Annotated in this window: 22 protein-coding genes; 5 read left to right on the top strand and 17 right to left on the bottom strand. The window is 48.5% G+C overall.

What is annotated here, in order from left to right; genetic code table 11:
* Positions 1 to 123: 123 nt before the first annotated feature.
* The 3 genes from PKX57_RS04020 to PKX57_RS04010 all read left to right on the top strand — a co-directional run bounded on the left by PKX57_RS04020 (position 124) and on the right by PKX57_RS04010 (position 2,921).
* Positions 124 to 636: a winged helix-turn-helix domain-containing protein gene (locus tag PKX57_RS04020; RefSeq protein WP_213920324.1), complete on the top strand. Its 513-nt coding sequence runs from the start codon at positions 124 to 126 to the stop codon at positions 634 to 636.
* A 309-nt stretch (positions 637 to 945) separates the two neighbouring features.
* Complete coding sequence (locus PKX57_RS04015; protein WP_213920323.1) at positions 946 to 1,575, top strand: YkgJ family cysteine cluster protein; 630 nt, start codon at positions 946 to 948, stop codon at positions 1,573 to 1,575.
* 104 nt (positions 1,576 to 1,679) lie between these two features.
* Positions 1,680 to 2,921 (top strand): hypothetical protein, encoded by a 1,242-nt coding sequence (locus tag PKX57_RS04010; protein ID WP_472416090.1) that lies wholly within the window; start codon positions 1,680 to 1,682, stop codon positions 2,919 to 2,921.
* Positions 2,922 to 2,991: 70 nt separating this feature from the next.
* On the opposite strand, the gene xylA is transcribed toward PKX57_RS04010, so the two are convergent.
* The 6 genes from xylA to PKX57_RS03980 form a co-directional block, all read right to left on the bottom strand.
* Positions 2,992 to 4,311, bottom strand: coding sequence for a xylose isomerase (gene xylA / locus PKX57_RS04005; RefSeq protein ID WP_213920321.1), 1,320 nt, complete (start codon positions 4,309 to 4,311; stop codon positions 2,992 to 2,994).
* A 13-nt stretch (positions 4,312 to 4,324) separates the two neighbouring features.
* Positions 4,325 to 5,797 carry a xylulokinase gene (gene xylB / locus PKX57_RS04000; RefSeq protein WP_213920320.1) on the bottom strand — a complete coding sequence of 491 codons (1,473 nt, stop codon included), beginning with the start codon at positions 5,795 to 5,797 and terminating at the stop codon, positions 4,325 to 4,327.
* An 11-nt stretch (positions 5,798 to 5,808) separates the two neighbouring features.
* On the bottom strand, positions 5,809 to 6,855 hold the full coding sequence (locus tag PKX57_RS03995; RefSeq protein WP_470745591.1) for an ROK family protein: 1,047 nt from the start codon (positions 6,853 to 6,855) through the stop codon (positions 5,809 to 5,811).
* A gap of 299 nt (positions 6,856 to 7,154) precedes the next feature.
* Positions 7,155 to 9,266: an RNA degradosome polyphosphate kinase gene (locus PKX57_RS03990; RefSeq protein WP_213920318.1), complete on the bottom strand. Its 2,112-nt coding sequence runs from the start codon at positions 9,264 to 9,266 to the stop codon at positions 7,155 to 7,157.
* On the bottom strand, positions 9,256 to 10,806 hold the full coding sequence (locus tag PKX57_RS03985; RefSeq protein WP_214075849.1) for a Ppx/GppA phosphatase family protein: 1,551 nt from the start codon (positions 10,804 to 10,806) through the stop codon (positions 9,256 to 9,258). Before PKX57_RS03985 ends, PKX57_RS03990 begins: the two co-directional genes overlap by 11 nt.
* A 3-nt stretch (positions 10,807 to 10,809) precedes the next feature.
* The gene (locus PKX57_RS03980) at positions 10,810 to 11,775 is read right to left on the bottom strand and encodes an ROK family protein (RefSeq protein ID WP_213920316.1); all 966 of its coding nucleotides are present in this window, start codon (positions 11,773 to 11,775) and stop codon (positions 10,810 to 10,812) included.
* Positions 11,776 to 12,302: 527 nt separating this feature from the next.
* Between PKX57_RS03980 and PKX57_RS03975 the strand changes: the two genes are divergently transcribed.
* Both PKX57_RS03975 and PKX57_RS03970 read left to right on the top strand, forming a co-directional pair.
* Positions 12,303 to 13,403: a helix-turn-helix domain-containing protein gene (locus PKX57_RS03975; RefSeq protein WP_213921088.1), complete on the top strand. Its 1,101-nt coding sequence runs from the start codon at positions 12,303 to 12,305 to the stop codon at positions 13,401 to 13,403.
* A 58-nt stretch (positions 13,404 to 13,461) separates the two neighbouring features.
* Positions 13,462 to 14,169: a nucleoside phosphorylase gene (locus PKX57_RS03970; protein WP_472416092.1), complete on the top strand. Its 708-nt coding sequence runs from the start codon at positions 13,462 to 13,464 to the stop codon at positions 14,167 to 14,169.
* Between the two features lie 44 nt (positions 14,170 to 14,213).
* Here PKX57_RS03970 and PKX57_RS03965 read toward each other — a convergent pair whose 3' ends face one another.
* From PKX57_RS03965 to PKX57_RS03915, 11 genes are all read right to left on the bottom strand, one after another.
* A complete protein-coding gene (locus PKX57_RS03965) occupies positions 14,214 to 14,906 on the bottom strand; it encodes a hypothetical protein (protein WP_213921086.1) in 693 nt (230 codons plus the stop codon).
* Positions 14,907 to 15,764 carry an ABC transporter permease subunit gene (locus PKX57_RS03960; protein WP_213921085.1) on the bottom strand — a complete coding sequence of 286 codons (858 nt, stop codon included), beginning with the start codon at positions 15,762 to 15,764 and terminating at the stop codon, positions 14,907 to 14,909.
* Entirely contained in the window at positions 15,761 to 16,723 is a 963-nt protein-coding gene (locus PKX57_RS03955; RefSeq protein ID WP_472416089.1) for an ABC transporter permease, read from the bottom strand. The genes PKX57_RS03960 and PKX57_RS03955 overlap by 4 nt, the downstream gene beginning before the upstream one ends.
* A gap of 10 nt (positions 16,724 to 16,733) precedes the next feature.
* Positions 16,734 to 18,266, bottom strand: a complete 1,533-nt coding sequence (locus tag PKX57_RS03950) for an ABC transporter substrate-binding protein (RefSeq protein ID WP_213921083.1) — start codon at positions 18,264 to 18,266, stop codon at positions 16,734 to 16,736.
* 114 nt (positions 18,267 to 18,380) lie between these two features.
* Positions 18,381 to 19,166 carry an alpha/beta fold hydrolase gene (locus PKX57_RS03945; protein WP_472416087.1) on the bottom strand — a complete coding sequence of 262 codons (786 nt, stop codon included), beginning with the start codon at positions 19,164 to 19,166 and terminating at the stop codon, positions 18,381 to 18,383.
* A gap of 389 nt (positions 19,167 to 19,555) precedes the next feature.
* A complete protein-coding gene (locus PKX57_RS03940; protein ID WP_169700127.1) occupies positions 19,556 to 20,260 on the bottom strand; it encodes an ABC transporter ATP-binding protein in 705 nt (234 codons plus the stop codon).
* Positions 20,260 to 20,976 carry an ABC transporter ATP-binding protein gene (locus PKX57_RS03935; protein ID WP_472416085.1) on the bottom strand — a complete coding sequence of 239 codons (717 nt, stop codon included), beginning with the start codon at positions 20,974 to 20,976 and terminating at the stop codon, positions 20,260 to 20,262. Before PKX57_RS03935 ends, PKX57_RS03940 begins: the two co-directional genes overlap by 1 nt.
* 1 nt (position 20,977) lies before the next feature.
* Positions 20,978 to 21,916 carry a branched-chain amino acid ABC transporter permease gene (locus PKX57_RS03930; RefSeq protein ID WP_472416083.1) on the bottom strand — a complete coding sequence of 313 codons (939 nt, stop codon included), beginning with the start codon at positions 21,914 to 21,916 and terminating at the stop codon, positions 20,978 to 20,980.
* Positions 21,913 to 22,803: a branched-chain amino acid ABC transporter permease gene (locus PKX57_RS03925; RefSeq protein WP_470745588.1), complete on the bottom strand. Its 891-nt coding sequence runs from the start codon at positions 22,801 to 22,803 to the stop codon at positions 21,913 to 21,915. Before PKX57_RS03925 ends, PKX57_RS03930 begins: the two co-directional genes overlap by 4 nt.
* Before the next feature lie 109 nt (positions 22,804 to 22,912).
* Positions 22,913 to 24,148 (bottom strand): ABC transporter substrate-binding protein, encoded by a 1,236-nt coding sequence (locus tag PKX57_RS03920; protein ID WP_213921077.1) that lies wholly within the window; start codon positions 24,146 to 24,148, stop codon positions 22,913 to 22,915.
* A gap of 111 nt (positions 24,149 to 24,259) precedes the next feature.
* Positions 24,260 to 25,459 carry an acetyl-CoA C-acyltransferase gene (locus tag PKX57_RS03915; RefSeq protein ID WP_213921076.1) on the bottom strand — a complete coding sequence of 400 codons (1,200 nt, stop codon included), beginning with the start codon at positions 25,457 to 25,459 and terminating at the stop codon, positions 24,260 to 24,262.
* Positions 25,460 to 25,466: the final 7 nt, after the last annotated feature.

The following is a 25,466-nucleotide window of genomic DNA, read 5'->3' as shown; positions in this document are numbered from 1 at the left end:
ATGATACCAGATGGTATGTCCGAAAACCTTTTGAAAGGTTAGAAACGGATATTGAGAAGGAATTTGCGGACACTCTGCTATACTTTATATGGCGTATGATAATCGAAGCATGGAGGGGTAACCATGAACTACAGGGAACTTTCTCAGGTGAGTGGTCTTAAGTATGACACCGTCAGGAACTACGCAAAGGTCCTTATCGATGAGGGTCTGGTGAAGGCGATCGACGAAAGCACGGTTTCGGTCGTCAAAAAGATTCCCCAATACACAGCCAGTGGCTTTACCATTAAAGAGGCTGCCCACAAAGCCTTTGAAGATGTGTATCGAAGCTCTGGATCCGAAGAGGTCGCTGTACTTCAGAAAAAGCTCTCCGATCTAGAATGGGAAAACGAATCTCTGAGAAGTGAACTTCAAGAAAGCAAAGAAGTGATAGAAAACCTTATAAGAAAGCTGGAATCATTATCGGAGGAGGAAACGCCTGCAACTTCGGAGCTCGTCGTGTACAGACAGGATGTGAATACGACGGTAGACGCCTTCAAAAAGGCTTTGAAATCTGCCGGACAGGGTTTTGCTCAGTTCATTCACTGGCTTTTCGACACCGAGTCGGAGAAACCAGTGGAAGAAAACCGGGAAGAGTGAAGTATAAGTTCAAGGGCCTCCTCTTATTTGATGATATAGAAGACAACAACTCTTCAAAGCAAAGAGTAACCATCTTCGTATTACATGACAGCCCCTTGTTTGTGTAACTGTTGCGAGATTCTTTAAGAATACGAACTACGGGAATTAATCTGCGAAGATTAGTATTTGAAAGTGAAGCATTACGGAGATTTACACCTATATCCGGGTGTGGTAGCCGCTGAATGTATCTAAACGGCTTTCTTGAATAATCAAGTGTATTTATTTCGAAACCCGGCACGTTGATCTTCCGGCTCTCCAGGAGTGTGATCTATGAACAGTGAACTGGACTTCGCAGACATATTTGCAAGAATCGCCCAGCTCGAAGAGATCTACGAAGAGCTGAACGCCAGCATAAACAGAACGATGCTTCAAACCGGTCTCAGGTGTCTTCCCGGCTGCAGAAGTTGTTGCGAGACGCCTTCTTCGAACATCGAGGTTTCTATCCTTGAGTTTCTTCCGCTCTCTATGAACTTATGGCAGAACGATAAAGCCGGACAATTGTTGGAAATTCTGGAATTAAAGACAGAAGATGATCCCTGTGTTTTGCTGCAAAACGATGCCTCATTGCTTCCAGAAGGGGGTTGCAGCCACTATGGATTCAGACCGTTGATGTGCCGGCTTTTTGGCTTTTCCGCAATGATTGGAAGAGACGCATTTCCGGTGCCCGTGATCTGCAAACTCGTGAAAGTCAACTACCCGGATATAATGCGGAAGGTCGTTGACAGTGTCAACGGCGGCCTCGATATACCTGTGTTTTCCAACTTCGCAAGGCGGGTAAGGGGTATTGATCCGTATCTGGCTGAAAGAGTATATCCCATCAATCAGGCTCTGAAGAAGGCTATTGAATTCATAGGATTGAGATGGCATTTTGGTTCGCTGGGGTACGATAAACCTGCCTGATCTACAGATGAGTCACTTTCCACTGTGCATATATCTATAAGCCGTGGTAGTACAATTTTCTTTAGACCAGAGTAATACCTGGAATCTCACTTGGAGGTGTTTATATGAGGAAATTCATTTTATTCCTTCTCTTTATGACTATTTCAATCGCGCTTTTTGGACAGCTGGGTCTAAGAACCTTGACCCCGGAGGCAACGCAGGCCACACCGGCAGTTTCTCCGCTTGAGACACTCACCCTGAGAACGGTCGATCCTCTGCTACAATCCTTCAGAGATGGCTGGAAAGAACCGGAAGACCCGACATGGACCTCTTTTATCGTCGGCAATCGAGAGTTGAAGCTGCCCCAGCATTTTTCGATATCGACTCAAAAATACGATGTGAATTACGATGTGAGAATATACGATTCAGAAGGGCGGCTTTTCGGATGGCTTTTCTACTATCAGCTCGAAAGCTATGACCTTCAGGAGTTGCTGAACACTGTTGTTTCATCTGTGTATGGAGATAAAGCTACCGGAGAGAAGTCTTTCGAAGAGAAGAGGTCTTTCGACAACGGGCTGGCAGCCTATCTGGCTTCGTTAAAAATAACGGGGCAAACCGTTGATTTTCCCTCGGTGATCGTTTACTCTCCGAAGGAGAGCCTTGATGTTACAAGCGCCGGCTCCGTAGCCATTTTCTTCTTCGAACCATCGAATTTCACCGGGCCGGCTCTGGACATGGCCAAATCCTGGATAGCTGGTGTGGTGGGAAGCTTCGTTTACCAGACTGAGGCGATAGTCGAACCGGTAGTTACACCCGAGATAATCGAACCCCCTATCGTGGAAGTTACCGTACCCGACGACCCGTTCATAAGAATCATCGCCAGCCTGCTCGCCGGGGAAGATGTAGAAATTGAGAACATAGATTCCTGGAAAGACGTTGAGGGCGAGTATTTTGGCTTCGCAATGCCACCGGAATTTTCCGTTGAATTCTTGATGGGCGATGGGTTCGAAGTTGCAGACCTGGGTATTGGTGGAATGATCCTGGCGAAATTCATGGTAGGGGAGTTTTATGAGTCTGCCGTGACGACCGAAATCCTCGGCGAAATAGTCGGTACCTATCTCGGTGCCTTCGGAGGGTACAGCATCGCTGCCAGTCACACAATAAAGATAGAAGGCGAGTCGTCGATCAATCTTTACACACTCGATTTCTCCGGTCAGCTCTGCTGGATAGCGCTGTTCTCGGAATCGCCAAATCCCGAAACGTTTGGCCCGGGTGAGTTTTTTGTCTTCTTGGGTCTGGTAGACCCGACGATGAAGGACCAGCTTGCCGGGTACTACGCCGGCATGCTTGCCACACTCAACTTCTGAATATCGAAGAACCAGCCGATGAAGGGCCATGCCTTTTCAGGCATGGCCCTACTTTCAAGTCGGTTGCGCTTTATCTGGCAGCGTTTGCTATTGCCCAGTTTACAAGTCTTTCAAGGTATTCCTGATTCGAAGGTTCCGGTGATATATCTTTCCTGTCTAGGATATAACTCTCAAGACTTTTAAAAGATGCCGTTCCATCCACAATCTCTTTTCCGACTCCTTTAGAAAAGCTCGAATATCTCTCCTGCAACAGCCTTTCGATAGAGCCTTCTTCAAGGAGCAGAGCGGTTGCCTTCAGACCAAGAGCGAAGGTGTCCATTCCTGCAATGTGGGCGGCGAAGAGGTTCTTCTCCTCCATTGAGCCTCTACGGACCTTAGCATCGAAATTCAATCCTCCGGGTTTTAAACCGCCGTTCAGAGCTATTTCGTACATGGCTAGCGTTGTGGTGTACAAATCGGTCGGGAACTGGTCGGTATCCCATCCGAGAAGCGTATCACCCTGGTTTGCGTCAACACTGCCAAGCATACTGTTGATCCTTGCGTACCTCAATTCGTGCTGGAAGGTATGACCTGCCAGAGTAGCGTGGTTGGCCTCTATGTTGAATTTGAAGTGGTTTTCCAGTCCGTACTTTCTGAGGAAAGCGAGTGAATTGGCCACATCGAAATCGTACTGATGCTTCGTTGGCTCCATAGGCTTTGGTTCGATTAAAAACTGGCCGGTGAAACCGATCTCCTTGGCGTAATCGACGGCCATTCTCATGAACCTGCCCAGGTTGTCTATCTCAAGTGACATATCTGTGTTGAGGAGAGTTTCGTACCCCTCTCTACCACCCCAGAAAACGTAGTTTTCTCCGCCCAGCTCTCTGGTAATTTCGAGGGCCTTCTTGACCTGTGCTGCTGCGTAAGCGAAAACTTCTGCACTACACGAAGTTGCAGCTCCATGAACGAATCGCGGGTTTGAAAAGAGATTGGCGGTCCCCCAAAGGACGCGAACTTTCCCATCTTTCAGATGGTCCTTTATATGCACGACTATCTCATCAAGTTTCCTGTTGGCCTCTCGCAGAGTTTCACCCTCCGGAGCGATGTCTCTATCGTGGAAACAGAAGTACTTTATATCCAGCTTTTCACAGAGTTCGAAGAGTCCGTCGATTTTGATCTTCGCAAGAGTCATTTCATCCTTTATCGTGCTCCATCCCCGTCTTACGTTGGGATCTCCGAACATATCCTTTCCATCGCCTTTGAAGGTATGCCAGAAAGCTACAGAGAAACGGAGATAGTCGCCCATTTTGACCCCGAAGACTTCTTCTTCCGCGTCGTAAAAGCTGAAAGCCAGAGGATCTCTGTTGTCCGGTCCCATATACCTAATTCTGTCGATATCCTTGAAGATCATGTTGTCCCCCTTTTCATTTCACCAATCTTTTTTGTAGCTCGCCCAAAACCAAAAAATTCTCTTTTAAGCTGCTGTATAGACCCCTGTATATCTCAAAGATCGCATCGTAAACGTCTTTTCCTTCACAGTTCGGCGTAAAGCACCTATCGAGCTTTATCCAGGAATCCGATTCCAACCCCATAGCCATGGCTGCGAGTCTGGCAGAGCCATAGGCGGCACCTTCATCGACCCGAGGAGACCAGACCTCTCTTCCCAGGTTGTCGGCAATTATCTGGCACCATGTATCACTTCTCGAACCGCCACCCACTATTCTGATCCTTTCTATAGACGTTCCCAATCTCTTTATGAGATCAGCTCCTTCCCTAAGCGCGAAGGCGACTCCTTCGTAAATGCTCCTGAACACGTCTCCCTTGCCGTGGAAGGAAGAAAAACCAAAAAGCGTACCTCTGGCGTTCGGGTCACGATGTGGAGTCCTCTCGCCGTTGAGATAAGGTAGAAAGATAATTCCGTTTGAACCTACGGGCGTACCGGAAACGATAGCCTCGATCTCGCCGAGCTCGATTTCACCGGCGAACCTTTCCTTGAACCAGTTCAGCGAGTTGGTTGCCGAAAGTATGACCGCCATGTGGTAGAAGGAATCACTGGAAACGTGCCTGAAGAGGTGAATGCCTCCGGTGGTATCGGGTACCGCACTGTTCGTAACCGCCACCACCGTGCCCGAAGTTCCGAGGCTGACCATGGTATCGCCAGGCCATTCCACTCCACAACCGAAGGCCGCGGAGGCGTTGTCGGCTCCTCCAGCCACCACCGGGATTCCCTCCAGTCCCGGGATTGTTCCTTCGAGTACAGATCCTATGACTTCGCCCGAACTGACGAGTTCGGGATTTGATGATCGATTTATGCTACACAGTTCAAGCGCCCGTGTCGAAAACTCTCCTTCCAGAGTCAAGGCCGAGGTGCCGGAAGCGTCCGAGTAGTCGATCGTAGATCTTCCCGTGAGGCGGTAGGCTACGTAATCTTTAGGAAGCATCCATTTGATGATCGTCGAAAAACGTTCAGGTTCGTTTTCTGAGAGCCATAAAAATTTTGGAAGGGTGAAGCCTGTAAGAATGGGATTCCCGAAGGATTCAATGACTGCCCTCTCACCACCGAGTTTACCGGTGAGTTCTTCGCACTGCTTCTCGGTTCGTTGATCGCACCAGAGAATGGATGGATACACCGGTTCATCTCTATCGTCTAGTGCGACCAGGCTGTGCATCTGACCACTCACGGAGATGGCGGCTATTCTACAACCGCTTTTAGAAAGCTCTGAGAGCACTTCAACGACAGCTTGCCACCAATCTTTCGGGTTTTGCTGGACCCATCCCGGTTTTGGCGTATGCAAAGGAAGGCTTCTAGAGAGAGATTTTTGTATCTTGCCCTTGCTATCAACGGCTATCGCCTTCACTGAGGTTGTACCGATGTCGATTCCAACAAAGACCTCCATAGATCGCCCCTTCAGATGAAATCATCTACTCTGCGCTCGATGATATGTAGTGCTGCGCCTATCATATTCGAACTGGTCTTGCCGTGAGTGTCGAGAATGCTTCTCCTCACTTCTATGTTCTGTCCGGTTGCATACAGAACTCTGGAGTTGACGATTCCGGTGAGGCGTTTGAGCGCTTCTTCCGGAAGCATGGAAGCCACTCCCCCAAGGACGATTACCTCCGGGTCCAGTGAATTCACTATGTTGACTATTCCAACGGCCAAACTCTTTTCTATTTCCTCAATCAAAAAGGAATATTCACTCTTTTCATAATTCTTCAAAATATCCAGGTATCTTTCGTTATTATTTGAACCTTTCAGCTCAAGTCCCTCCGATTGCGCCTTTCTCACAATTGCCTCACTGGATGCGAAGGTTTCCCAGCAACCACTGTTGCCGCAGTAGCATTTAGGTCCATCGAGCTGCACTGTCATATGGCCGATTTCTCCGGCTGAGTAATCGCGGCCCCGGTGGATCTGTCCGCCCAGCATGATCCCGCAACCGATACCTTCTGAAACATATACGAATACGATATCTCCGAGTCCGGCAAGACCGGGATTGTTCCACTTTTCCGCTATCAGTGAGAGATTGGCTTCGTTGTCCAGTACGACAGGATATCTTTTTGAGAGAGAGTCCTTCAGGAAAACATCTTTCCATCCGAGGTGCGGCACGTAAACTATCTTGGATCGTTCAACATCTACCATGCCGGGGACGGATATGGAGTACCCAAGAAATTTGTATTTAGGTATTTTTTTCACTACCTCTCCCGTCTTCTCAACGAGAACCTCTGTGAATTCCTCGAATGTTGAAGGAGTACTGAAACTACTTATTGTTGAGGTCGTTCCATCGAAATACCCCTTGCCTATGCTGGTTTCTTCGACCCCAATATCTACGACGATCGATACATAGGCCTTACGATTCAGACGGAGTTCTATGGCCTTTCTACCGATCCTGTCGGTCACCTCCGTGCTGATTTCCTCGCAAAGACCGGCAAGTAAAAACTCACGGATTATTTTAGTCACAGTACTGGGATTTAGCCCGGAGACGGAGGCAAGATCTCTCCTCGTCGTGATCAGGTTTTTCCTCAGTAGTTGAAGAACAAGCCTGCGATTTGATTTTCCAATGTTCTCAGAGTCGAGTTTTCGACTTATCACAGAGAACTCCCCCTTCAGTAATAGCTTACTACTTAATCTCTCAACGAATAAACCTGGAATCGGCCGTTTACAGCCATTCTTGAATGAATATCGACGTTGAGTGCATTTTTTCTATTTTATTTATTGCTGCAAAAAATGAAGAGACCCTTTCCGACGTTCGTTCATTTTCATGCTTTTTCTCTCGATCTCAACACCGGGTTGCTGGCCAGCTCAGAGATTCTTTCTTTTTCGAACTTCCTGAGCCTGGATATCGCGGCTTTATGCAGCATCTCTTGAGAATTCACCAGTGGTTTACCCCTTCTGTCAACTTTTTTGTATTTCCCGTCAGGAAACTGGAGTCTGGCCTTTACAGTATCTTTCAACACAATCTCCAGTATTGATTTCAGCCTCTTCCTGAGCCTCTCGTCCTCTACAGGAAACATCACCTCTATTCTTCTGTCGAGGTTTCTTGGCATGAGATCGGCACTGGAAAGAAAGAACTTGGGGTTGTCTCTGTTCTGAAAGTAGAAGATCCGGCTGTGTTCAAGGTATCTGCCTACAACGCTTATGACTCTTATATTGTCGCTGACGCCCTCGATGCCTGACTTGAGGCAGCAGATGCCCCGAACTATAAGATCGATCCTGACACCGGCGATCGAAGCTTCATAGAGTTTTTTTATGCATTCTTTATCCAGCAGGGAGTTGATCTTGATGATTATGCGGGCTTCGTAACCCCTGGAGGCGTTGTCTATCTCTGATTGAACGAGTCTCAGGAAAGTTTCGCGTAGGTTGTAAGGAGCCACGGCGAAGGCTTTCCATCTTGGAGGCAAAGAGTAACCCGTGAGTACGTTGAAAAGTGCTGAAGCATCGGTTGTTAGTTGATCTCTCACCGTCAGCAGTCCAATGTCCGTGTATAGCCTTGCTGTCGTATCGTTGTAATTTCCCGTGCTCAGATGAAGGTAACGCCTTATACCGTCGTCTTCTTCCCTCACTACCAGTAGCATTTTCACGTGTGTCTTCAACCCCACCAGTCCGTACACCACGTGGCAGCCCGCTCTTTCGAGCGTTTTGGCCCACTGTATGTTGCTCTCTTCGTCGAACCTGGCCTTGATCTCCACGAGTACCGTAACTTGTTTTCCATTATCGGCCGCATGCACCAGCGCATCGATGATCGGAGAATTTCCGCTAACCCTGTAGAGCGTCTGCTTTATGGCCAGTACACGGGGGTCTTCGGCCGCTTTGTAAACCAGATCAGATATATGTTGAAATGATTCGAAAGGGTGGTGAAGCATTGTATCTTCGTCCCTTATGATCTTGAAGAGATCGTCCTGACCGTAAAGGTCGGGCGAAGCCTGCGGAAGTGCCTTTGGATATCTGAGGTTATCGAAAGCTTTCAGTTGAAGGAATTTCATCCACAGCGTGAGATCGAGAGGCGGTCCCGAAACGTATATATCCTCATCTGCCAGCTCAAGCATCTCTTTCAGGTACTCTCTCAATTCAACGTTCATCCCCCTTTCGATCTCTAGCCTCACCGGAAAGCCCCATCTACGTCTTTGAAGGGATTTCTCTATCTCGATCAGCAAATCGTGGGCATCTTCCTCTTCGATACTCAAGTCGGCGTTTCGTGTGATCCTGAAGGCATGGATATCTCTGATATGGTATCCCGAGAAGAGCCGGTTCATATGGGATTTCAAGATATCTCCCATGAAAGTGAAACACTCTCCCCTCTTCGAAGGCAGCTTGATCAATCTAGGAAGAACGGGAGGTATCTGTACCACGGCAAAGAGCGGTTGCTCCTCCTGCTCCAGTACCACCCCAAGATTGATGCTTCTGTTCTGGAGAAAAGGGAAGGGTCTCGACTGATCGATCGCCATCGGTGTGACAACGGGATATACGGTATCTATGAAGTACCTCTCGATATATTCTTTCTGCTCACCGTCAAATTCGTCGAGTTTGAGAAAGAAGATATTTTCTTTTTTCAACGCCGGCAGTAGCGATCTGTGAAGGCAGTTGTTTTGACGTTCAACCAATTCGTGAACCTTGATTGAAATGGCCTTGAGCTGTTCAGTCGCGGTCATACCTGATGGGTCTCTACCTGCATACCCGGCCTCTTCCTGTTCTTTGAGACCGGCTACTCTTATCATAAAAAATTCGTCGAGGTTAGAGGATGTGATCGAAAGAAATTTCAGCCTTTCTAAAACCGGATTTTCCTTGTCGAAAGCCTCCTCCAGAACTCTTTCGTTGAAATCAAGCCAGCTGAGTTCCCTGTTCAGGTACAGATTGGGATCGTCAAGATTCAACGGGATTCACCTTCTTTTTGAGGTTAACTTTCAGGCCAAAAGCCTCTTCGAAAAGTCTGGCCTTGCTGTTGAAGGCCCACTCTTCTAGAAGAATGTCCTCTCTCGAGTGAATAGTTAAGGAAATCTCGTTATCCTTCATCCTTACCTTCATAACATCTATTTTTTCCGAGTGGGATCTGTCGAGCGCATCGGCGAGCCTCAATATACCTGCCAGTTTGGAAACCCGAACTCTCTGCTCCATGGAAAGAAGTCCTAATGCGGGGTCCGATTCCGATGGAACGAGATTACTGTGAAAAAGAGAGATCAGGGCTATTGTTTCCAGATCCGCTTGACTAACACCCGGCAGATTCGAACCCCTTATGAGTTCGTAGGATCTTCTGTAATGTTCTGTGAAATTAACGTATTTGCCTATATCGTGAACGAGTGAAGCAACTTTAAGAATCAGCGCATCGTTTTCGTCCAGTCCGTAAGGTGTTTTTAATTTCTGGAAGATCGCCATAGCGTTCCTGACCACTCTGTTTCCGTGTTCTTCGTCGAAGAAAAAACGTTTCCCGAGGGTCCTAGCACACTGTATTATATCTTCTCTGAAGCTTTCGAGACGTTTTTTAGCCTCTCTGGTCAGAAGAATCTCCTTCAGCAGGGCATCCTGAAGGGTGACACGGCTGGCGTATATGTACTTACTTCTGGTGAAACTGGCAAGAAGCCTGTAGATTCCCAGAGAAGGGAGGAGTATTTCGGCCACTTCTTCGTCAATTCCATACATCTGGGCAACCTCCGATGGTGTCTTACTCTTGAGGTTATCGTACAGTTCGTCCAGCTTCGCAATCGGAATTTGAGTGATCTCCGTACCGGCAGAGGTTGCACATAAGGAAGCGATGATCTCTATTTCCTGGCCGCATACAACGAAATGGTCGATCTTTCCGAAAGGCGAGGATTTGGGTATCATTTCCTTAAAGGAACTCAGATAATCCTCGACTATCTGGTGGAACCTGTTGGTTTTCGATTGAAGCTCCCCGAGCAGTTCCGTCAATTTCAAAGATCCCAGTTTTATATTCTGAGTGCTGTACAGCCTCCCTCTTTTGTACCAGGCCACTCCGAGACTGCCCGTGCCTATGTAGGCGATCAAAGCTTTGTTCTTTTGCAGTTCTTCGTTTCTGCTCATCTCAGACAACATCTCTCTGTAGATGATGCCTTTCTCCTCGGAGTCGTCGAGGACCCTGACTTTCGTCCTGGTTTTACCTACAATCTGATCGAGAAGGTAGTCGCGATTGATGGCTTCCCGGACAGCCGTTGTCGCTACCGTACGCAGGGAAGCTACCTTGTACTCGCGGGTGAGTTTCTTGAAGCCTTTGATGATCTTACAGGTCTTCTCTATTTTTTCCTGGCTCACTCTCCCGGTGTTGAAGGTATCCCTGCCTATGCTCAAAGGGTACTCGAGCGATTCGAGGATTTTGATTTTTCCGGCCTTACATTCTCCAATGATTAAAAACAAAGCGTTGGAAGATATGTTAATGACCGCTCCAACTTTTCCATCACTCATGACTTACCTCCCCTGGAGTGTTATTCCAAGGCCGTCTTCGATCAATGAAACAGCTCCGAAGAGACTGGCGTCATCACCCAGCTCGGAGAGCTCTATCCGGCAAGCGGAGAAAAGACTGGGAATGGCCAGTTCACGGGCTCTGGCTCTTATTCTCTCTATCAGGAGTTCGCCCATCGCTTCCATAACGCCGCCTCCGAAGACTACCAGTTGCGGGTTTAGAAGGTTTATAACAGACGCGGCGGCAATGCCCAGGTAATCGGCTGCCCTGTCCATGACTTCAACAGTGAGAGAATCACCTCCGGTATAAGCCTCTTTCAGGTGTGAGCTCTTCAACACATAACCTTCCTTCGATAGAAGCTCTTCGAAGCAGGTCTTTCTACCTCTATTTACCTGAGACTGAAAGATTTTTGTGATCGCGGTCTTGGAGGCAAGACTCTCAAGGCATCCTCTTGCGCCGCAACCGCATAACGGTCCATCGGGCAGCACGATCATGTGACCGATCTCACCGGCTCCCCCGGTCGAACCACCGAATATTGAACCGTTTACTACTATTCCTCCTCCGATTCCCGTACCTACGAAAAAACCTACCAGATTAGAACAACCTTTGCCGATACCGTGTTTCCAGACTCCCAAAAGACTTACATTGGCGTCGTTTCCAACGTAAGCCGGTACGGAATAACGCTGGACCAATTTCTCTTCAAGAGGATAATCTTTCCAGGACAGGTTCGGGCTGAAGAGAATCCTCCCATGGTCTATTACTCCAGGGACGCCGGCTCCTATGGCAACGAGTCTCCCCGAATCGTCCCGTAGTGAGTCTATGACCTTGCACACCTGAGCGAAGATAACTTCTTCACCTTTGTCTGCTTTGCTCTGTTTCTTGCTTCTCTTTATTATCTTCCCTTCTTCGTCGAAGAGGGCTCCGAGTATTTTCGTACCTCCGATGTCCAGACCGATGTATTGATCATTCATATAAACCGCGTCAGGAAACACCGTGCTTTAGCGCGGTGAGGAATGACGCTTCCCTCCTTTCGCATAATAGCGATGATGATCTTTCTACAAGTTTTAGTTTTCTTACAACAATGCAGACTAACATATAGTCTGCCTCCTTACGGATTAATTCTCCCATCGCCAATGTTATCCGACAGTTTCTCGTTAGCAGTACTGCTCCTACCCATCAGAACTGTTTAACCACTAACCGCAGAGCGTAAGACTTGGGAACGCATCCTACGGTGCCTATACATTTGCCGGTAACAGTGTCCGAAACACTCAGGCTAGTCAACCTGAGCTACTAGCTCACGGCTTTAGCCGGGGGTTGTTGACTCTTCTCCACCTCTCAAGATAATCCTATAATAGATGATATAACAATACCGGTAAAAAACTGAGTATACAAAGCTCTGCAAACGTTGAATTGACAGTTGCCGAAAGTAATATCTCTTCTATTGACCGGCTATATTTAGTATAATTGAAATACCTACTCCAGAATGGGGTGATAGAAGATGTTTGTGGAGAAAGTGAGTTTTGTGGATTCGCTTGCCTACGATTTTCTTTTAAGTTTGGTCCGTTTGAACTGCAACGAAATGATCATAAGTTCCTACGCCGATCAGGAATTCGTCGATTGGTTCAAACCCGACGCAGAAATAGTAGATTGGGTAAAAGAGACTGGTAAGAGATTGCCTCCCGACATCAAAGAGCTGCTCGATCGCTTTTTCAACTGTGAAACGTACTTCGGAGTGGCTATGTTCTCGGTGATACAGGAACTGAATCTGAAAAACCCCGAGGAACTGATTGTGGAGATAAAAAGGATTCCGGAGAAGTATCTTCTTAGTCATTTTCTACGTACCGGGTTCGGTCCGGATGTCAAAGACATGAATCTTCCCAATCTGGAGAAAATAGTGGAAAAGATAACCAGCGACGATAAAGAGATGCTGATGTTTATAACCGAAAGCACTGTTTTCTCTCCGTCTCAAAAGGCTAATTTGATGGAACTTTTCTCAGACCCCGCAAAGGCCAAAGAGGACTATCTATACCTACTTGAATGGTACCTAGAGAACGTTTTCAATTCGATGAAAATTCGTGTCAATAATTCGAACCAGAGACAACTGAAGTTGCTGGAAAAAAATATTACTGAAAATGGCGACGATTATTTCCAGAAGCTAGAAATAGTAACGGTGCCTGATATACTGACGAAGGTTAGCCGCATAGAAATAGGGGTTTCACAATTTCTCGGGATCGATCAGGCCCATTCGATGGGCAACAAAGAAAGATTTCTCTTCATTCTAGGTTACGACAGGATAGAGATTCCTTTCAGAGAAAAGGATATGCGCCTGGAGTGTATAGATGTCTTCGAAGCTCTCTCCAGCAAAGAGAGGCTAGCAATCCTCAGGGCTTTGCAGAATACGTCCTACACGCCGATTGCCATGTCCAAGAGGCTCAAAATTCCCTCCGGGGAACTCAACAACCATATAGAGAAACTCAAGAAGGCCAGACTGATAGAAAGCTTCTTGGACGGTGAACATCTGAAGTACACGGCTAATCCGCAAGAGATAAAGAAGATAGTTGATCAGTCTCTGAAGAGGCTGCTGGAGGAAGGCGACTGAATTGGAAAGCCCTACTTTTCACATTCGCATCAGTGATGCCGAAAAGATCGGTAAGTACGTGTTGCTTCCGGGTGATCGTGGCCGTGTGGAAAGGATCGCGAAGTATTTTGAAAACCCGGTCCATGTGGCGAAAAATCGCGAATATTTCACAATCACCGGCGAAATCTCGGGAGAGCGAGTCTCGGTAATGTCAACCGGGATGGGAGGTCCCTGTATGGCTATCGCGGTTGAAGAGCTCCGGGCGCTAGGTGTCCATACCCTTATAAGGGTGGGTAGTGCCGGAAGTCTCCAGAAAAAACTAAAAATGGGAGAAGGGGTTATCGTTACTGGTGCCGTTAGAGACGACGGAACGTCAGGTTCGTACGTTCCTGAGATCTATCCTGCAGTCGCCCATCACCATGTTTTGAGGGCTCTAGAGAAGGCGGCGGCAATAGTCGAACACAGATGTCACATGGGCATAGTGCTTTCAACCGATTCGTATTACGGTGCTCGCTTCAACTCAGAAACCGCGAAGATGATCGGACTTCTAAAGAAAGCCAACACTTTATGCGTTGAGATGGAGAGTTCAACGCTCCTAACTCTAGGAGGTGTGTTTGGTCTAAGAACTGGCTCGATCCTGACGATACGCGAAGAAATCGGTGAGGATGAGACTCTAAAGGCTCAGGCCGGTGAGGTCTTCGAGGATGGATTGGAGAAGTGCATACAGATTTCGATCAAGACCCTCGAACTGATAATAGAGAAGGACAGATTCTTCAAATTCGATTGAAAGGGGCCGACCGCTGGGGATCGGCCCATCCGATTTTTGATTGATCAATAGATTCTGGTGCTGGCCCTGGGGCCGGGAGTCTTTTCGAAGGCTTCTACCAGGTGGAACCTGTATGCGAAATCGTACCTGTCTGTCTTTATCGATGGGTCTTTGGGAAGATGAAACAGGTCGTGTATGGCACTAACGTAATTGTAATAAGCGCCTCCTCTGGGCACGAATTCGCACACCACGCTGAACATTACGCTGTAGCCGGTTTGGTTATCGTAGAAAAGCAGGTTGGCCCTTGGGTCTTCTAAAACGTTCTTGTAGGTTCTCTTTTTGTACATCTCCATCGATGAGAGAACGCTCCTATCGAACGTTTCGGGATTGGAATAGAGTTCAACCAGCATTCCCACCCTCTCTCTAAAGGTTTTGTCCGCTCCGATCTCGTAAGATTTTCTTATGAGTTCCATGGCCCTCTCTCCCAGTTCCTGAATTTTATCGGATCTGGGAACCAGTCCGAGTCCTTTTATGCATGAGTTGATGCAGAATTCATTTTCGTATTCGAGCGTGTTCATAACTACGGTATGGGGAGAGAAGTTCGGCATACCCTTTTCTTCCCCCAGAAAGATCTTCAAACCTTTGAGTCTGTTGCCGACCTGCCAGCGAAAGAACTCTTCTGGCATTTCGTGAAGTCTGTACTCGTAGCTCTTTCCCCTGAATTCGAACTTTGCCGTGTTTTCAATGTACTCTACCATTTACCTGTCCCTCTCTCTCAATCTTGGATTAAAGGTCTTTTCCAGTGCAACTCCCAGCATCATTATCGAAAAGGACGTAAGAAAAACAGCGATGCCGGGGAATATAATCCACCACCACGCGCCGAGAACCATCGCGTTGTAAGTGCGGGCGTAATTCAACATCTTTCCCCACGAAACCAGCCGGGGATCTCCGAACCCCAGAAAGGCAAGACCGGCCTCGGCCAGAATCGAACCACCCGCCGCGAAGGCTGCGGTGACGAAGAGTATAGAATAGGTTGCCGGGAGCAAATGTCTGAGGAGAATGTGGCTTTTTTTAGCTCCGGCGCACCGGGCCGCCTCGACGTAGCCTCGCTTTCTTTCTGAGAGAACTATCGCCCTCGTAACCCTGGCGACCGACGCCCAGCCGAAGAGAACGAAGATCATCACCATCACCCAGAAACTGCTTCCCAAAGTTGTCATCAATAGTATCATTATGGGCAGTCCGGGTAGCACCATTATGAAATCGACTGCTCTCATGGAAAAGAGATCCGCCAGGCCGCCGTAAGTGCCGGCCATCACTCCGATGAAGCCGCCCATGAAGGCTATGCCGATTCCTGTGACAAACCCTATTGTTAGCGAGACCCTACTGCCATGAATTATCTGACTGAGTATATCAACTCCGAAACCATCGGTCCCGAGCGGATACTCCTTCGAAGGCGCTTCCAGCGGAAAGCCTCTCTGAGTAATGTCATAAGGATCGTAAGGCGAGATCCAGTCGGCGGTAACGGCGAGAAAAACGAATAAGACCAGTATGAAAAGACTAACCTTTCCCTCTGGAGCTTTCCAAATGTCCCTCAAAACCTTTCTGTATTTTTTCATGTGTAAATCACCCTGGGATCAAAGACGGCCTGGAGAACGTCCGCCAGAAAATTGGCCAGAATAACCAGTACGATGGTCATCAGGACGGTGGCTTGAAGAAGCGGGTAGTCAGAATTTTTGGAAGCCTCCAGCACCAGCAGTCCCATTCCCTTCCAGGAAAAGATAGTCTCTATCAGTACTGCCCCTCCCACAAGCCCCGCTATTCTCAGGGTAAGAAGCGAGAAAAGTGGTCCGAGAGCGTTTCTGAGCACGTGTTTGCGCCGAATTTCTTGCTCTCTCAGACCTTTGGCCTTCGCCGTTATTATGAAATCCTCCCCCAGGATGTTCAGCGCTATGTTCCTGACCTGTATCGCAAAACTCGGCATCCCTACGATGAAGAGAGTTATCCAGGGAAGAGCGGCGTGGTGGAGTATGCTTATCACTCTCGCCATACCACTCTCCAGCGGATCGAACATACCCTGCAGAGGAAATATGTTTAGATAGAACCCCGTTCCCATGACCAGCAGAAGGGCAAGCCAGAAAGTTGGAACGGAGTTCAATCCGAAAGCGAAGAACCTCATGAAGCGATCTAGCTTCTTACCCCTGTTGAAAGCTATGAATGTTCCTATCCAGAGCGCCACGAACATACTCAAGACGGTCGGCACCACGGTTAGCATCAGCGTCCATGGGAGCCTTTCGAGAATTACACCGACCACGTTTCTGCGGTATGTGTACGAGACACCGAGATCACCCCTGAACGCGTTCCCTATGAATATGAAGTACTGTGTGATCAAGGGCTTGTCGAGTCCGAAAACGGCCTTGATTTCCTCTTTTATTTCTTCGGGCAACCTCGGATCGCCGTAATATCTCTCCGCAGGGTCTCCCGGCAGGGACCTGATGAGGATGAAACTCAGCGTCACCGCCAGGAAGACCGTCAATATCATTATGAGGATTCTTTTGACCAGATAGGAGAGAGTCATGGCAAACTCCCTATTTTGATTTCAGATTCTTCAACGTCTCCGTCGACAATACACCCTCGGTTTCTGATATACTCCAGCCGTCAAGGTTCTTGCGCGAGAAGGCTTCCAGCCTGTTGGGTATGCAGATGGGAACTACCGGAACGAACTCCCTGACCTGCTCCTGGAGAATATGGAAAGAGTCCCTCTGTACCTTCTCGTCGAAAGCAGTCCAGATAATGTTAAGAGTCTCATCCAGCTCCGGTATATTCACGCCTCCGTAGTTGAAACCTGAAACCTGGCCGTTTTGCATCGTCCCTCTCGAAGAGTGGAGATGATAGAAGGCCATTTCCGGGTGGAACCCCAGACTGTATGTGGTGAGCGACATGTCGAAGTCAGCTTTCTTGAGCGCCGCCGTCACCGCTTCATGGCCCTGAGGATCGACTACAACGTTTATTCCAATCTTAGAGAGGAAGAGTTTTATGTACTCGGCAAGCTCCATCTGTTCCTTGCTGGTGTAAATCAGAAGTCTGACTTTCTCTCCTCTGTAAGATGACTTAGCCAGATACTCCTTTGCCTTTTCTATATCAACGGATGCGGCACCGATGTTAGAGTTGAAAACGGCCTTCGCCATTGAAGGAATCAAGCCTGAAGAAGCGACATCAGCAAAACCAAGATAAACTCTGCCAACTATCTGGACGTAGTCAATGGCCATTTGTACAGCCTTCCTGAAATAAATATCCGATCCGGGTAGAGTTCTGTGGTTGAACAGCAAAGACACAACGCCGTCTCCGTTCGTGACTGCCAACCCAAGGTCTTTGTATCTGTCGGGATCCTTGAGCATCTGTGTCGCCAGAGAAGGGTCGAGGTCCCAGTAAATGTAATCGTAGTCGCCTCTGATAAGGCCGAGGAAGCCCATAGTTTCGTCCTGAACCAGATTGAAGACTATCCCTTCGAGATACTGCGGAGAATCTGGGTGGTTACCGTTTGAGGAGAACGTTACCGACTGCGGCGTTATTTCTTTGAATTTCAGGGAACCGGTACCCATTGGATTATCCAGATTGGAGAACTCCATCGGATTGGCGATGTTCTTCCATACACTTTCGGGGATGATGGGAATGGCCATCGGGATGGAACTCACTACAAAGGAGTTGAGAACCCTGAAGTTCAGTTTAACAGTCTTTTCATCTAGAACCTCCGCGCTACTGAACCAGGCAAGTAGCGGACCCATGGGTAACCTCTTTTGAACGGTTATGTTGAAGGAGTAAGCAACGTCTTCGGCCGTCACCGGGCTTCCATCGTGGAAAAGCCTGTCTTTGAGATGAAAAACGATGTACAGCTCTTCAAGGTTGACTTCCCAAGAGTCTGCAAGCATACCAATAGCCTTTCCTTCACTGGTAGTCATCAACGTTTCGTAAAGGTAGCCTATCAACTGTCTCTCGGCACTTGAATTGATGAAGTAAGGATTCAGAGATCTCACTTCACCTAGAACTGCTGCTTTCATGTAAACACCCAATGCAGTAAGGCCGATCAGAGCGGTGATAATCAACACGAGTAGCTTCTTCATTGAACATCCCTCCTCAATAACCGGAAAATAGCCGTTTTTCACGGCATCGATAGAAGGATTTTAGCACAGCTGAGTTTGCCGGCCCAAATGCAAAAAAAGGTCCCTTGCACGTATCTATTTAGAGGTAAATTCCAGTAGCATATCTACAAAAAGCCCGGGATTCTCTACGTTTATACTGTGGCCGTACTCCTCGAGCACTCTCACATGTACTGTGTGCATTATTCTCTCGAAACCTCTGGCCATCTCCTCGGTGATCAACATGTCTTTTCTTCCAACTATAACCAGAACGGGGATTTCACAGCCCTTCAACTGCTGGGTATAATCGTACTTCTCAAGCGCGCGGGCATTTTCAGTGAAGCATCTTGGATCCATTAGAAGCGCCTCATCGACCAGCAAATCGGTGAATTCATCTACCGGTCTAGTTGGCATGGTACCTATGAGAGCCTTCTTCAGAAGTTCTCTGTTGTTCCTGTACATATCTAGAAAGGGATAGACTTCGGGCGGTGTTTTGAGACCGTCCGGCGGGGCAGGGTCTATCAGCACAACTCTGCTGAGAAGATCGGGTCTGCGTACCATAACATTCTGGACAACGGCACCTCCGAGGGAATGCCCGACCAGTATCACTCCTTCGAGTTCGAGTTGTTTGATAAAATCGACTACGTGCTTTCCGTAATTGTCTATACTCACCTCTTCGGTTCTATCGGACCTTCCGAAGTTCGGCAGATCCAGTGCAAAAGTGTGATAACTCTCTGGAAGCAGTTCCATGGCCGGTTCGAACCACTTTCCCGAGGCGAAGTTTCCGTGCACGAAAACCATAGGAATACCGCCGGGCTTGCCGGCCTCGAGATAATGGAGCTTTTTGTCAAGTACCTTAACATATCTGCTTTGAGGCTGTTCCATAGAGTCTTGATACCTCCCATGAAGAGAATGTGTATCCTCACCGATGTTCGAAAGGTCGTCACTTTCAATAGAATAAATCTGCCCATAAAATAGATCAAACGAGACGTCCCATAACATACTGGGCGATTCCGGAATACGATTATTATAGCAGAGACCACGGCCAATACATAATGCCCTTCCATCCGTATCTAGATATTCCTTTGTGATGTTTTGGTCGGGACAAATTGAAAATCGGTTTGGCATATATGAATCGTAAGCACGGACGAGGCCGGGTAGGAGAAGAAATACAATCAGATAGACAACCTCCATCAACCTTAATCGTTCTCCCGGGATTTTGCCCAGCCGTTTTTTCATGACCGCAGCATCTCTTTAGAGGTGAGATCAGCACTTCACAGACCGAGATACGATCTCTTGACGTGTTCGTTGTTCTTGAGATCGTCGGCCGTACTTTCGATCACCACAGTTCCGTTCTCCACAACATATCCCCTGTCTATCACTTTGAGACCCTGCTTCACGTTCTGTTCGGAGAGAAGTATCGAGACGCCTTCGGTCTTTATCACGGCCAGTTTTTCGAACAGTTCGGTAACCAGAGAAGGCTGGAGGCCCACGGACGGTTCGTCGAGTATCAGAAGTCTTGGCATAGCCATCAAAGCCCTTCCAACGGCGAGCATCCTCTGCTGGCCACCGCTCATAGTACCGGCCAGTTGAAAGGCCCGTTCTTTGAGAATGGGAAAGATCTTGAACACAAACTCCAGTCTCTCGGACGTCTTTTCCCTGGCTTCTTTTATGTATGAAGATCCTATTCTTAGATTCTCTATAACAGTCATTATCGGGAAGAGTTCTCCATCTTGTGGAACAACCGAGATACCCATTCTCACTATCTGGTATGTCTCCCGATCGAGCAGCGACTGTCCTTCGAAGTTTATTTCTCCGCTAGTCGGCCTCACCAATCCTATGATTGAATTTATGAGTGTGGTCTTACCGGCGCCGTTCGGTCCAAAAAAGCCGACGGCTTCGTTACCGACGGAGAAGGTGAAGTCCTTGATCACCTGGATTCTTCCATACGAAACATTCAAGTTTTTTACTTCCAGCATCAGGCATCCTCCCCCAGATAGGCGCTAATAACGTTGTGCTGCATCGACACTACGCTGTAAGGCCCCTCGGCTATGATTTCTCCTCTGTCGAGCACGATGACTCTCTCTGTCAATTCTCTTATCACGCTCATTACATGTTCGATTATGCAGATTGTGACTCCCGTATCTCTGATCTTTCTGACGGTGTGTATCATATCTCTCGTTTCATCCATGTTCAGTCCGGACATAACTTCGTCCAGGAAGAGGATCTTTGGATTGGTTGCCATAGCTCTGGCTATCTCCATTTTTTTGATATCCAGAACGGTAATCCTATCAAGAGTTTCGTCGGGTTTTTTTAGCTCTATCCCTTTACAGAGCTCTAAAGCGCTTTTACGACCAGTTTTGAGATTCTCACCTTTACCGAAGAGGCCTCCGATCATTATGTTCTCCACAACGGTGAGGTTCTTCAAAGGTCTGGCGATCTGAAAGGTTCTGGCGATGCCCAGCTTGCATCTCTTGTGGGCGGGGATAAGAGTTATGTCTGTATCCTCGAAAACGATCTTTCCTTCACTCACCAGGTGTACGCCGGAAATCAAGTTGGTCAACGTAGTTTTACCGGCACCGTTCGGTCCTATGAGGCCAAGAATCTCGCCCTTTTGAATCTCCATTGTGACGTCGTTGACGGCCACAAGTCCTCCAAAACGTTTGGTTACTCTATCTACCTTCAGTATGCTCATCTTATCGTTCCTCCAGACGGCGCTTTCTATTCATGAAAAAAGCCTTGATAGCACCATAAACTCCGTCGGGCATGAAAAGAACAACTACGACTATTATCACACCGTATATCACCAGATGACCGTAAGGCATTATCAATTTTAGATACTCGGAGGATAGGCCGAGGATTATGGCTCCCAGTATCGGCCCGATAGTTGAGTATATACCCCCCACAAGAGCCATGGCGATCGGCAGAAGCAGGTAATGAGGCGAGAAGCTGCTTTCGGGATACACGAACCCGTATTGAAGGGCGTACGTGGCCCCTATTACACCCTGAATAATAGATGTTACAACGAAAACAAAGATGAGATATTTGTATATGTTCACTCCGTGCGACTTGGCGACGGTCTCGTCTGCCCTGATTGAGTCGATGGCGAAGTGAATTCTAGTCCTCTGAAATAGTTCCGAAATTACTACGGTACCCACCGCTATGGCGAGCATAAACCAGTAAACTTTGCTTGAGTCGTAATTGAATAGAGTGTTGTAAACTATCTTTCCGCTTGGACCACCGGTTAGTCTATGAAGGTTTCTTATTATCACCATGAAGACGCTTGCAAGCGCCATGGTGGTGATGGCGAAGTACAGACCTCTCAATCTCAGGATGGCCATACCCAGTATAAGAGCTATACCTCCGGCAACGAGTCCGCCCAGCATGATGCCAATCACCGGATCGACTCCAAAATCTGCGGCCGCTATGATACCTGTATAACCACCGAGGCCGAAAAAACCTGCCGTGCCGAACGATAGCTGACCCGTTCTCAACATCATGTCCCAGCTGAGAGCAAGCGTCATGAAAGTGAGAATAGTGATTGCGATGCTGATGAAGTACGCCTCGGTCACGATTGGAAGCAGTACGGCCGCAGCGAGTACAATCAAGATTAACAAAGGCTTTGCTATCTTCATAGTGAAGGCCTCCTTATCGATCTTATCATGATGACGGCTATCAGTACTCCAAAGAAGACGATATCGGACCAGCCGGCGTAACCGGGAATGGACTGCACTATCGCTTCACCTACCCCCAGAGCGATACCACTGATCAGTATGCCTGTGAGATTTCCAAGTCCGGCCATAGCCACCAAACAGAAAGACTTCATAGTATAAGAAGAGCCAACGGAAGGAAAGATCGCGAACCTCGGTACCATTACACCGGCCGCTATTCCAAGGATCGCCACCGATATGCCGAAGACTATAAGGTAAACGAAACTCGTATTTATACCGACTATCTTGGCCCCACGCGGATTTTGACCAACCGCGAAAGAAGCCTGCCCGAGTCTGGTCTTTTTTAGAAACAGCTGCAAACCTATGAGCACGGCGATGGCGAAGACTACATAAAGGAACTCGTAAGTTCCGAACCTTACGCCCGCGACAGTGACAGAGGAAGAAGCGTAATCTACGTAAACGCTCCTGGGTCTGGATGTCCAGATGAGGTTCATCACTTCCAGAAGGATCATCGAAATTCCGAAGGTAAGGAGCAGCTGATTCAAGTGACCGGCCTTCAGAACTTTCGTTATCGTCAATTTGTAGACACCCGCTCCCAGTAAAAAGAGCAGGATAAAGACCGGAAGAATCGAGACGAGAGGATCCATTCCCGTATTCACGGAAAACATGTAAACGATGTATATTCCCAGAGAAAGGAAATCCCCGTGTGAGAGGTTCATTATACCCACTATCCCCAGCGTCAGGGAAAGAGGCAGGCCGGCAAGAGCATAAAGACTGCCCCTTTGCAAACCATAGATGGCCGCATGGGGTTTCCATATCGCAACGGCGACTATCAGCAAGATCAAAAACAAGATATTCTTATATTTCTTCCAAAAAGAGATGCTCTCCAAGTCTGTCACCACCCCGGTTCTTGCCAATTTGAGATAATAAGGTCGGGCCGAAGCCCGACCTCGGATCAAACTATCTTCCTTCCCAGCTCGGGAACGGGAACGTCGGATCTGCCGTCTTGAGCTCGAGCGGCCATATTACCTGCTGTTCGCCGCCCTGCCACTGAAGTATCTTCTGAGCCGTGAAACCCTGATGCTTGATTACATTGCTCGGAGCGATCTTCAGCACTTCACCGATGGGTGAAGCGTATTCGACTTTTTCCAGAGCATTGATCAAAGGAGCTTTGTCGATCGTTCCTGCGGCCTTGATACCTTCCGCGAGGAAGTAGATGTTGGTATAACCGAGCGGTGCGAAGTATGTCGCAGGCTCTTCCTTGAACATTTCGATGTAGGCGTTGTAGAAGTGCTCGGCCGCCGGGCTCACTTTGTTAATCGTGGGTGCCCACATTCCGTAAAGCGTCACGCCTTCGGCCAGAGGAGAATCACCGAAGTGTGCCGGCCAGCCCGGAGGTGCTCCCACAAAGAACTCTGGAGCGAATCCGACTTCCTTGGCCTGCTGAAGCATTGGTAGGGCATCTGCGTCGTAACCGGCCCAGATGAAGAGATCGGGATTGTAAGTCTTGGCCTGCTGGAGCATGGCCCTGTAATCTCCGCCACCAAGCGCGGCGCTTTTGAAGGATACGCCCATGTAATCGTTCATGATCGCCGCCCAGGCACCTTCACCCTGCTGTGCCAGTCTCTGCAATGCGACGTACGATTCGTGAGAAGCCGTTCCGAAACCTCCCTCTTCGTACGCGAGGAAGATCCTGTCGGTTCTGATTTCAGGGTAGGCCTCGGCCAGTTCCGTCCATCCGAGTCCGTAACTCGCACCCTGCTGATAATCCCACGGATGAAGATGGAAATACCAGTCGGCATCCGGTCCCACTGCATTTTCACAGAGATAGGAAGCGGCACCTATCCAGATGGTTATTTTCTGGTATCTCTTCATGACGGGGATCTGTGCCAAGTGTACAGAAGAACCCATACCGCCGACAAAGAAATCTACCTTATCGACAGTTGCGAGTTTTTCGATCGCGGCGGCGCCTTTTTCCGGTTTCAATTCGTCGTCGATCACGATCAGTTCGACTGGTCTACCAAGAAGACCACCGGCGGCGTTGATCTCGGCTACTGCCAGTCTCATGGCTTTGGCAGCCTGGTCACCAGTTATGTCTCCAAGGGGTACCACGGCACCGATCTTGATCGGGGTTGCGGCAACAGCCATCATCGCTACTACCGCGAGAACAAGTGTTAGTAATATTGCCTTTTTCACTTTCCCACCTCCTAATAGGTAGTTCATTCTAGAATTGCCAATTGCGATAAATCCACACGCCAGAACGTTTGAGGAGATCTATGAACCAGGTGATAGACAATATTTCTTTCATTAGACTCTCTTGACAACCAACGCGGTTCCCATGCCACCGCCGATACAAAGGGAGGCGAGCCCGAACTGCAGGTCTCTTTTGGCCATTTCATACAGGAGGGTAACTATTATTCTGTTTCCCGAAGCACCTATTGGATGTCCGAGAGCTATCGCGCCGCCGTTGACGTTCGTTCTCTCCAACAGCCGCTCTTTCGATACCCCATAGAGTTCCTGCAATCCTTTGATGACCGATAGAGACTGCGCTGCGAAGGCCTCGTTCAACTCGAGGAGTTCGATATCGTTGAGGTTCATTCCACACTTTTTCAAAGCTTTTTCGATTGCAGGGACCGGACCATATCCCATGTACGCTGGATCGACTCCGGCCTGTGCAAAGGCGACAATTTCGCCGAGTGGTCTCAATCCATACTTTTCGACCGCCTCCTCGCCTGCCAGAAGCGTCGCGCTACCTCCATCGTTGATACCCGATGAATTGCCGGCCGTTACCGTGCCATCCTTTTTGAAAGCCGGTTTAAGCTTGCCGAGAATCTCCATACTGGTCTCTCTTGGATGTTCGTCGGCATCGAAGAGCGTATCGCCTTTTCTTCCCTTTATAACCACGGTGGCTATCTCATCTTTGAATTTGCCCGCTGCAATGGCTTCCTTGGCTCTCTTCTGGCTCTCGAGGGCGAATTCGTCCTGTTCAAGGCGACCGATACCGTGTCTCTCGGCCAGGTTCTCGGCCGTCACGCCCATGTGATAATCGTTGAAAACATCGGTAAGGCCATCCCTTATCATATGGTCCACGATACTCCCGTTGCCCATTCTGTAACCAAATCTGGCCCTGTCCAGCATGTACGGGCTTATCGACATGTTCTCCATGCCACCAGTCAGAACCAGTCCGACCTCTCCGGTTAAGATATCGGAGGCCCCGATCATCGTAGCCTTCATACCCGAACCGCACAGCATATTCACCAGGTAACCAGGACTCTCGACGGGAAGTCCGGCACCTATCGAAACCTGTCTTCCCGGTCCCATTCCCTGATTGGCGGTGAGAATACAGCCCATTATCGCTTCATCGATCCTGCCCGCATCGATACCGGCCTGTTCTATGGCGGCCCTGGAAGCGACGATTCCCAGCTCCACGGCCGGTGTGTCCTTGAGGGTTCCCCCGAAAGTTCCGATAGCCGTTCTCTTAGCTCCAACTATGAACACTCTCTTCATCGAATAC

It is taken from the genome of Mesotoga sp., from assembly GCF_035363035.1.
Taxonomy (GTDB): domain Bacteria; phylum Thermotogota; class Thermotogae; order Petrotogales; family Kosmotogaceae; genus Mesotoga.
The sequence above is the reverse complement of the archived record's forward strand: the minus strand, read 5'-3'. Positions and strand labels throughout refer to the sequence as shown.

What these genes read in the sequence shown, in the direction of transcription:
- PKX57_RS04020 (WP_213920324.1), top strand. Translation starts at nt 124, where the DNA reads ATGAACTACAGGGAACTTTCTCAGGTGAGTGGTCTTAAGTATGACACC.
- PKX57_RS04015 (WP_213920323.1), top strand. Translation starts at nt 946, where the DNA reads ATGAACAGTGAACTGGACTTCGCAGACATATTTGCAAGAATCGCCCAG.
- PKX57_RS04010 (WP_472416090.1), top strand. Translation starts at nt 1,680, where the DNA reads ATGAGGAAATTCATTTTATTCCTTCTCTTTATGACTATTTCAATCGCG.
- xylA (WP_213920321.1), bottom strand. Translation starts at nt 4,311, where the DNA reads ATGATCTTCAAGGATATCGACAGAATTAGGTATATGGGACCGGACAAC.
- xylB (WP_213920320.1), bottom strand. Translation starts at nt 5,797, where the DNA reads ATGGAGGTCTTTGTTGGAATCGACATCGGTACAACCTCAGTGAAGGCG.
- PKX57_RS03985 (WP_214075849.1), bottom strand. Translation starts at nt 10,806, where the DNA reads ATGAGTGATGGAAAAGTTGGAGCGGTCATTAACATATCTTCCAACGCT.
- PKX57_RS03980 (WP_213920316.1), bottom strand. Translation starts at nt 11,775, where the DNA reads ATGAATGATCAATACATCGGTCTGGACATCGGAGGTACGAAAATACTC.
- PKX57_RS03975 (WP_213921088.1), top strand. Translation starts at nt 12,303, where the DNA reads ATGTTTGTGGAGAAAGTGAGTTTTGTGGATTCGCTTGCCTACGATTTT.
- PKX57_RS03965 (WP_213921086.1), bottom strand. Translation starts at nt 14,906, where the DNA reads ATGGTAGAGTACATTGAAAACACGGCAAAGTTCGAATTCAGGGGAAAG.
- PKX57_RS03960 (WP_213921085.1), bottom strand. Translation starts at nt 15,764, where the DNA reads ATGAAAAAATACAGAAAGGTTTTGAGGGACATTTGGAAAGCTCCAGAG.
- PKX57_RS03955 (WP_472416089.1), bottom strand. Translation starts at nt 16,723, where the DNA reads ATGACTCTCTCCTATCTGGTCAAAAGAATCCTCATAATGATATTGACG.
- PKX57_RS03950 (WP_213921083.1), bottom strand. Translation starts at nt 18,266, where the DNA reads ATGAAGAAGCTACTCGTGTTGATTATCACCGCTCTGATCGGCCTTACT.
- PKX57_RS03945 (WP_472416087.1), bottom strand. Translation starts at nt 19,166, where the DNA reads ATGGAACAGCCTCAAAGCAGATATGTTAAGGTACTTGACAAAAAGCTC.
- PKX57_RS03940 (WP_169700127.1), bottom strand. Translation starts at nt 20,260, where the DNA reads ATGCTGGAAGTAAAAAACTTGAATGTTTCGTATGGAAGAATCCAGGTG.
- PKX57_RS03935 (WP_472416085.1), bottom strand. Translation starts at nt 20,976, where the DNA reads ATGAGCATACTGAAGGTAGATAGAGTAACCAAACGTTTTGGAGGACTT.
- PKX57_RS03930 (WP_472416083.1), bottom strand. Translation starts at nt 21,916, where the DNA reads ATGAAGATAGCAAAGCCTTTGTTAATCTTGATTGTACTCGCTGCGGCC.
- PKX57_RS03915 (WP_213921076.1), bottom strand. Translation starts at nt 25,459, where the DNA reads ATGAAGAGAGTGTTCATAGTTGGAGCTAAGAGAACGGCTATCGGAACT.